This is a genomic window from Streptomyces colonosanans, assembly GCF_001866645.1.
In the GTDB taxonomy this organism is placed as follows: Bacteria; Actinomycetota; Actinomycetes; order Streptomycetales; family Streptomycetaceae; genus Streptomyces; species Streptomyces colonosanans.
The window spans coordinates 22,635-29,955 of sequence record NZ_MLYP01000048.1; the positions used below are offsets into that span (position 1 = coordinate 22,635).

7 protein-coding genes are annotated in these 7,321 nt (G+C 69.0%); all 7 read left to right on the forward strand.

Annotated features, from left to right (window positions below):
- The first annotated feature begins 148 nt into the window (after nucleotides 1–148).
- The 7 genes from BIV24_RS18710 (at nucleotide 149) to BIV24_RS18735 (ending at nucleotide 7,221) form a co-directional block, all read left to right on the forward strand.
- Nucleotides 149–1,840 carry a nitrite/sulfite reductase gene (locus BIV24_RS18710; RefSeq protein ID WP_071367493.1) on the forward strand — a complete coding sequence of 564 codons (1,692 nt, stop codon included), beginning with the start codon at nucleotides 149–151 and terminating at the stop codon, nucleotides 1,838–1,840.
- Nucleotides 1,837–2,016 (forward strand): hypothetical protein, encoded by a 180-nt coding sequence (locus BIV24_RS32110; RefSeq protein WP_079168368.1) that lies wholly within the window; start codon nucleotides 1,837–1,839, stop codon nucleotides 2,014–2,016. Before BIV24_RS18710 ends, BIV24_RS32110 begins: the two co-directional genes overlap by 4 nt.
- Entirely contained in the window at nucleotides 2,013–2,723 is a 711-nt protein-coding gene (locus BIV24_RS18715) for a phosphoadenylyl-sulfate reductase (protein WP_071367494.1), read from the forward strand. The genes BIV24_RS32110 and BIV24_RS18715 overlap by 4 nt, the downstream gene beginning before the upstream one ends.
- 47 nt (nucleotides 2,724–2,770) lie before the next feature.
- The gene (gene cysD, locus BIV24_RS18720) at nucleotides 2,771–3,706 is read left to right on the forward strand and encodes a sulfate adenylyltransferase subunit CysD (protein WP_071367495.1); all 936 of its coding nucleotides are present in this window, start codon (nucleotides 2,771–2,773) and stop codon (nucleotides 3,704–3,706) included.
- Between the two features lie 2 nt (nucleotides 3,707–3,708).
- On the forward strand, nucleotides 3,709–5,055 hold the full coding sequence (locus BIV24_RS18725; protein ID WP_071367496.1) for a sulfate adenylyltransferase subunit 1: 1,347 nt from the start codon (nucleotides 3,709–3,711) through the stop codon (nucleotides 5,053–5,055).
- Nucleotides 5,056–5,319: 264 nt separating this feature from the next.
- Nucleotides 5,320–6,396 (forward strand): aliphatic sulfonate ABC transporter substrate-binding protein, encoded by a 1,077-nt coding sequence (locus BIV24_RS18730; protein ID WP_079168370.1) that lies wholly within the window; start codon nucleotides 5,320–5,322, stop codon nucleotides 6,394–6,396.
- 36 nt (nucleotides 6,397–6,432) lie between these two features.
- Nucleotides 6,433–7,221: an ABC transporter ATP-binding protein gene (locus BIV24_RS18735; protein ID WP_071367498.1), complete on the forward strand. Its 789-nt coding sequence runs from the start codon at nucleotides 6,433–6,435 to the stop codon at nucleotides 7,219–7,221.
- The last annotated feature ends 100 nt before the right edge of the window (nucleotides 7,222–7,321 follow it).

A 7,321-nucleotide genomic window follows, 5' to 3' on the forward strand; every position in this document is an offset into this window, starting at 1 on the left:
TTTCCCCTTTTTCGCTCTTGCGCACTGCCGCGCACATCCTGCCGCGTGCCCGTATGCGCAGGTCAGAGCTGCCCGCCCGAACGCCGCCCCTCGTCGACGGCACTGCGCGCCGACCCCACCCGTCGCTGTCTTGAAGGACGTATCCACCATGGCCGCCGCCCCGCAGAACCCCGCCATGCCCCGCCGCAAGGTGAGCCGTCACCGTGGCGAAGGACAGTGGGCCGTGGGTCACTTCACGCCGCTCAACGGCAATGAACAGTTCAAGAAGGAAGACGACGGTCTCAATGTGCGGACACGCATTGAGACGATCTACTCCCAGCGGGGTTTCGACTCGATCGACCCCAATGATCTGCGCGGCCGGATGCGCTGGTGGGGCCTGTACACCCAGCGCAAGCCCGGGATCGACGGCGGCAAGACCGCGATCCTGGGGCCGGAGGAACTGGACGACACGTACTTCATGCTGCGCGTCCGTATCGACGGCGGCCGGCTCACCACGCGGCAGTTGCGCGTCATCGGCGAGACCTCGCAGGAGTTCGCGCGCGGCACCGCCGACATCACCGACCGGCAGAACATCCAGTACCACTGGATCCGGATCGAGGACGTGCCGGAGATCTGGAACCGACTGGAGGCCGTCGGCCTGTCCACCACCGAGGCCTGCGGCGACACGCCCCGCGTGATCCTCGGTTCGCCTGTCGCGGGTATCGCCGAGGACGAGATCCTGGACGGCACCCCTGCCATCGAGGAGATCCACCGCAGGGTCATCGGCAACCCGGCGTACTCGAACCTGCCCCGCAAGTTCAAGACCGCGATCTCCGGTTCGCCGCTGCTGGACGTTGCGCACGAGATCAACGACGTGGCCTTCGTCGGCGTGCACCACCCCGAGCACGGACCCGGCTTCGACCTGTGGGTCGGCGGCGGCCTGTCCACCAACCCGAGGATCGGGCAGCGGCTCGGGGCCTGGGTGCCGCTGGAAGAGGTCCCCGACGTCTTCGAGGGCGTCATCTCCGTCTTCCGTGACTACGGCTACCGGCGGCTGCGCAACCGCGCCCGGCTGAAGTTCCTGGTCGCCGACTGGGGTACGGAGAAGTTCCGCCGGGTCCTGGAGGACGAGTACCTCGAGCGCAGGCTGACCGACGGTCCGGCGCCCGCGCAGCCCGTGGAGCGCTGGCGCGATCACATCGGCGTGCACCGGCAGCAGGACGGCCGCTTCTACATCGGTTTCGCGCCGCGCGTGGGCCGCGTCGACGGCAGCACACTGACGAAGATCGCGGACCTTGCGGAGGCGCACGGCTCGGGCCGGGTCCGTACGACCGCCGAGCAGAAGATGATCGTGCTCGACGTGGCGGAGTCGGAGGTCGACTCGCTCGTCGAGGGCTTGGAGGCCCTCGACCTCAGGGTGAAGCCGTCCCCGTTCCGGCGCGGCACCATGGCCTGCACCGGCATCGAGTACTGCAAGCTGGCCATCGTCGAGACCAAGGCGCGCGGCTCGTCGCTGATCGACGAACTGGAGCGCCGCATCCCGGACTTCGACGAGCCGATCACCATCAACCTCAACGGCTGCCCGAACGCCTGCGCCCGTATCCAGGTCGCGGACATCGGCCTCAAGGGGCAACTGGTCCTCGACGACAACGGCGAGCAGGTCGAGGGCTTCCAGGTGCACCTCGGCGGCGCGCTCGGCCTCGAGGCGGGCTTCGGCCGCAAGGTCCGCGGCCTGAAGGTCACCTCGCAGGAACTGCCCGACTACATCGAGCGCGTCCTCACGCGGTTCCAGGCGGAACGCGCGGAGGGCGAGCGGTTCGCCGCCTGGGCCGCGCGCGCATCCGAGGAGGCGTTGTCGTGAGCGGGCGAGCGGCGCCCTTCTACTGCCCCTACTGCGGCGACGAGGACCTGCGTCCCGGCGAAGACGGCCACGGGGCGTGGGAATGCGGAGCGTGCAACCGAGCCTTCCAGCTGAGGTTCCTGGGCCTGCTGGCCCGGGGGCTCAGGCGAGCCGACAGCGCAGAGGACCGCCCATGACGAACACTCAGGATGCCTACGACGCCGATTCGTTGCGGGAGCCGGCCGAACAGGCCGGCCGTGACCTGGAGGACGCCTCCGCACCGGAGATCCTCCAGTGGGCCGCCGCCACCTTCGGCGAGCGCCTGTGCGTGACCTCCTCCATGGAGGACGCGGTGGTCGCCCACCTCGCCTCCCGTGCGCTGCCCGGCGTGGACGTCGTGTTCCTCGACACCGGCTACCACTTCCCGGAGACCACCGGCACCCGCGACGCGGTCGAGGCCGTGATGGACGTCAACGTCATCACGCTCACCCCTCGCCAGACGGTCGCCGAACAGGACGCCGCGTACGGCCCCCGGCTGTACGAGAGCAACCCCGACCTGTGCTGCGCACTGCGCAAAGTCCAGCCCTTGGAGGAGGGGCTGAAGGGCTATGACGCCTGGGTGACCGGGCTGCGCCGCGACGATTCCCCGACCCGGGCGAACACCCCGGTCGTCGGCTGGGACGAGAGGCGCGGGAAGGTCAAGATCTCGCCGATCGCGCGCTGGACCCAGGACGACCTGGACGCGTACATCGCCGAACACGGCGTGCTCACCAACCCGCTGCTGACGGACGGCTATCCCTCCATCGGCTGCGCGCCCTGCACCCGCAGGGTCCTGGAGGGCGCGGACGCGCGCGCCGGCCGCTGGGCAGGCCGCGCCAAGACCGAGTGCGGGCTGCACGGCTGACCATGACGGTGATTTCCCCGAACGCCGCGACCACCAGGGAGACCCATATGACGGCCGTCGCGACGGCACAGGAGGGCACGGACATCCCGTACGCCCTGTCCCATCTGGACGCCCTCGAGTCCGAGGCCGTCCATATCGTCCGCGAGGTGGCGGGCGAGTTCGAGCGGCCGGTGATCCTCTTCTCCGGCGGCAAGGACTCCATCGTCATGCTGCACCTGGCGCTGAAGGCGTTCGCGCCCGCTTCGGTGCCCTTCTCGCTGCTTCATGTGGACACGGGACACAACTTCCCCGAGGTGCTGGAGTACCGCGACCGTGTGGTGGCAGCACATGGCCTGCGCCTCCATGTGGCCTCCGTACAGGACTACATCGACCGCGGTGTGCTCAAGGAGCGCCCCGACGGCACCCGCAATCCCCTGCAGACCCTTCCACTGACGGAGAAGATCCAGTCCGAGCGGTTCGACGCCGTGTTCGGCGGCGGGCGACGGGACGAGGAGAAGGCCCGTGCCAAGGAGCGCGTCTTCTCCCTGCGCGACGCGTTCTCGCAGTGGGACCCGCGCCGCCAGCGCCCCGAACTGTGGCAGCTGTACAACGGCCGCCACGCGCCCGGCGAGCACGTCCGTGTCTTCCCGCTGTCCAACTGGACCGAGCTGGACGTGTGGCAGTACATCGCCCGCGAGGACATCGAGCTTCCCGAGATCTACTTCGCCCACGAGCGGGAGGTCTTCCAGCGGAGTGGCATGTGGCTGACCGCCGGTGAGTGGGGCGGGCCGAAGGAGGGCGAGAGGGTCGAGAAGCGTCTCGTGCGCTACCGGACCGTCGGTGACATGTCCTGCACCGGCGCTGTCGACTCGGACGCGGTGACCCTGGAGCAGGTCATCGCGGAGATCGCCGCATCCCGGCTGACCGAACGCGGTGCCACCCGCGCCGACGACAAGCTCTCCGAGGCCGCCATGGAGGACCGCAAGCGCGAGGGGTACTTCTGACCATGACCACGACTACGACTACGACTACGACTACGGAACTCTCCGCCACCACCCTCCTGCGGTTCGCCACCGCCGGTTCGGTCGACGACGGAAAGTCCACGCTCGTCGGCCGCCTGCTGCACGACTCCAAGTCGGTCCTCGCCGACCAGTTGGAGGCCGTGGAGCGGGCATCCGCGAGCCGCGGCCAGGACGGGCCGGACCTGGCGCTGCTGACGGACGGTCTGCGCGCGGAACGCGAGCAGGGCATCACCATCGACGTGGCCTATCGCTACTTCGCCACTCCGAGGCGCCGGTTCATCCTCGCCGACACCCCCGGCCATGTGCAGTACACCCGCAACATGGTCACGGGTGCCTCCACGGCCGAGCTGACGGTGATCCTGGTCGACGCGCGCCACGGTGTCGTCGAGCAGACCCGCCGTCATGCGGCGATCGCGGCCCTGCTGCGCGTTCCGCACGTCGTCCTCGCCGTCAACAAGATGGACCTCGTCGACTACCGGGAGCCCGTCTTCGCGGCGATCGCCGAGGGGTTCACGGCGTACGCGAGCGAGCTGGGCATCCCGGAGGTCACCGCGATCCCGATCTCGGCACTGGTCGGTGACAACGTCGTGGAACCGTCCGCGACCATGGACTGGTACGGCGGCCCGACCGTTCTGGAACACCTCGAGACCGTGCCGGTCAGCCACGACCTGGCGCACTGCCACGCTCGGCTGCCCGTGCAGTACGTGATCCGCCCGCAGACCGCCGAGCACCCGGACTACCGGGGGTACGCGGGCCAGATCGCGGCCGGTACGTTCCGCGTCGGGGAGCAGGTCACGGTTCTGCCGTCCGGCCGTACGACGAGGATCTCGGGCATCGACCTGCTGGGCCGACCCGTCGACGTGGCGTGGACCCCGCAGTCGGTGACCCTCCTGCTGGAGGACGACCTCGACGTCTCGCGCGGCGACCTGATCGTGCCGGGCGAGGACGCGCCCGCGATCACGCAGGACATCGAGGCGACGGTCTGCCATGTCGCCGACCAGCCGCTGACCGTCGGGCACCGTGTACTGCTCAAGCACGGCACCCGCACGGTCAAGGCGATCGTCAAGGACATCCCGTCCCGCCTCACGCTTGACGACCTGTCCTTGCACGCGCACCCGGAGCGGCTCGGCGCCAACGACATCGGCCGCGTGAGGATCCGTACCGCCGAGCCGCTGCCGGTGGACGCCTACGCGGACTCCCGCCGCACCGGCTCGTTCATCCTGATCGACCCGGCCGACGGCACCACGCTCACCGCGGGCATGGCCGGCGAGTCGTTCGCCACACCCGAGCCGGTGAAGGACGGGGCCGACGAGGGCGGATGGGACTTCTGACATGACCTCCACCGACTTCTACGCGACGTTCGCGAAGGAGGGCGGCCGCGTCGGCAGCGGCGCTCTTGGGAGCGGGCAGGGCGGGGTGGCGCGATGTGCGCGATGACGTACGAGCGCTGCCTGCGCGCGCTCGTCCCCCGCTGCCTGCGTAAACGAAGACCTGCCGAACTCCCGGCCACGGCCTGAGAATCCGTGACCGCCGGGCCGACGAGAGGACCGCCTCCCGTGCCTGCCACCCTCCCCCCGTCCCGACTTCGCCGCGGCATGGCCGCGCTCACCGCGCTCCCGCTCCTCGCGCTCACCGCCTGCGGTTACGGATCCCAGGCCAAGGACGACACACCCGCCCAGAAGGTCGCCGCCGGGACCGAGAAGGTCGACGGCCTCGACTCCGTGAAGATCGGCTACTTCGGCAACCTCACCCATGCCACCGCGCTCGTGGGCGTCCAGAAGGGCTTCTTCCAGAAGTCGCTCGGTGCCACGCGGGCCAAATACCAGATCTTCAATGCCGGTCCGTCCGAGATCGAGGCCCTCACCTCAGGTTCCGTCGACATCGGCTGGATCGGCCCCTCCCCCGCGATCAACGGCTACACCAAGTCCGACGGCAAGAGCCTGCGCATCATCGGTGGTTCGGCATCCGGCGGCGTAAGGCTGGTCGTCAACCCGAAGAAGATCGCCTCCCTGAAAGACCTCAAGGGCAAGAAGATCGCGACACCCCAACTGGGCAACACCCAGGACGTGGCGTTCCTCAACTGGATCGCGGACCAGGGCTGGAAGGTCGACGCGCTGAGCGGGAAGGGCGACGTCTCGGTCGTCCGCACCGACAACAAGATCACCCCGGATGCCTACAAGTCCGGCTCCATCGACGGCGCGTGGGTGCCGGAACCGACCGCGTCCAAGCTGGTCGCCGAGGGCGGCAAGGTCCTGTTCGACGAGTCGACGCTGTGGCCGGACAACAAGTTCGTGATCACGAACATCATCGTGTCCCAGACGTTCCTCAAGGAGCATCCGAAGGCCGTCGAGGCCGTCTTGACGGCCTCCGTCGAGACCAACAAGTGGATCAACGCCCACCCGGACGAGGCGAAGGCGGCGGCGAACAAGCAGTTGGAGGCCGACTCCGGCAAGGCCCTGCCGACGAACGTCCTGGACCCGGCGTGGAAGTCCATCCAGATCACCGACGATCCGCTGGCCTCGACCCTGAACACCGAGGCGCAGCACGCGGTCAAGGCCGGACTGCTGAAGAGCCCGAAGCTGGACGGCATCTACGACCTCACGCTCCTCAACAAGGTCCTCAAGGCCGCGGGCGAGAACACGGTCGGCGACGCCGGTCTCGGCGCCGACTAGACCCCGTATCCGATCAGTTCCCAGGAGGTGACGACCATGGCCACGACTTACGCCAAGGCCGCCGAGACCGCCGAGGCGGTCGAGTACGCGGCTCGCCTCGAGCATGTCTCGAAGTCCTTCACAGGACCGGGCGGGCGGCATCTCGTCCTGGACGACATCAGCCTCGATGTCGCACCAGGTGAGTTCGTCACCCTCCTGGGGGCCTCGGGCTGTGGCAAGTCGACGCTGCTCAATCTGGTGGCAGGGCTCGACCAGCCCAGCGCGGGGTTCATCACGACGGACGGCCGCCCTGCCCTGATGTTCCAGGAACACGCCCTCTTCCCATGGCTGACCGCGGGCAAGAACATCGAACTCGCACTGCGGCTCAGGGGTGTTGGCTCGTCCGAACGGCGCGCCCGGGCCGAGGAGCTACTCGAACTCGTTCGGCTGACGGGCGCGTACGGCAAACGGGTGCACGAACTGTCAGGCGGTATGCGGCAGCGCGTCGCCCTGGCGCGGGCGCTCGCGCAGGACAGCCGGCTCCTCCTGATGGACGAGCCGTTCGCGGCGCTCGATGCCATCACCCGGGACGTGCTGCACGACGAGCTGACCCGGATCTGGGAAGAGACGGGGCTGTCGGTGCTGTTCGTCACGCACAACGTGCGCGAGGCGGTACGACTCGCGCAGCGCGTGGTGCTGCTGTCCTCCCGCCCGGGCCGGGTGGCCCGCGAGTGGACGGTCGACATCCCCCAGCCGCGCCGTATCGAGGACAAGCCGGTGGCCGCACTTTCCCTGAAGATCACCGAAGTACTGCGTGGGGAGATCCGCCGTCATGGCCGGTACTGAGACGAAGACGACGCAGGGCGCCGAACCGGGCAGTCCTGAGACGGGCCTGGACGCCGCCCAACCGCGCAGTCCTGAGACGGGCCTGGACGCCGCCCAACCG

Bases quoted from the DNA above. Each gene is read 5' to 3' on its own strand.
- BIV24_RS18710 (WP_071367493.1), top strand. From the start codon at position 149: ATGGCCGCCGCCCCGCAGAACCCCGCCATGCCCCGCCGCAAGGTGAGC.
- BIV24_RS18715 (WP_071367494.1), top strand. From the start codon at position 2,013: ATGACGAACACTCAGGATGCCTACGACGCCGATTCGTTGCGGGAGCCG.
- cysD (WP_071367495.1), top strand. From the start codon at position 2,771: ATGACGGCCGTCGCGACGGCACAGGAGGGCACGGACATCCCGTACGCC.
- BIV24_RS18725 (WP_071367496.1), top strand. From the start codon at position 3,709: ATGACCACGACTACGACTACGACTACGACTACGGAACTCTCCGCCACC.
- BIV24_RS18730 (WP_079168370.1), top strand. From the start codon at position 5,320: ATGGCCGCGCTCACCGCGCTCCCGCTCCTCGCGCTCACCGCCTGCGGT.
- BIV24_RS18735 (WP_071367498.1), top strand. From the start codon at position 6,433: ATGGCCACGACTTACGCCAAGGCCGCCGAGACCGCCGAGGCGGTCGAG.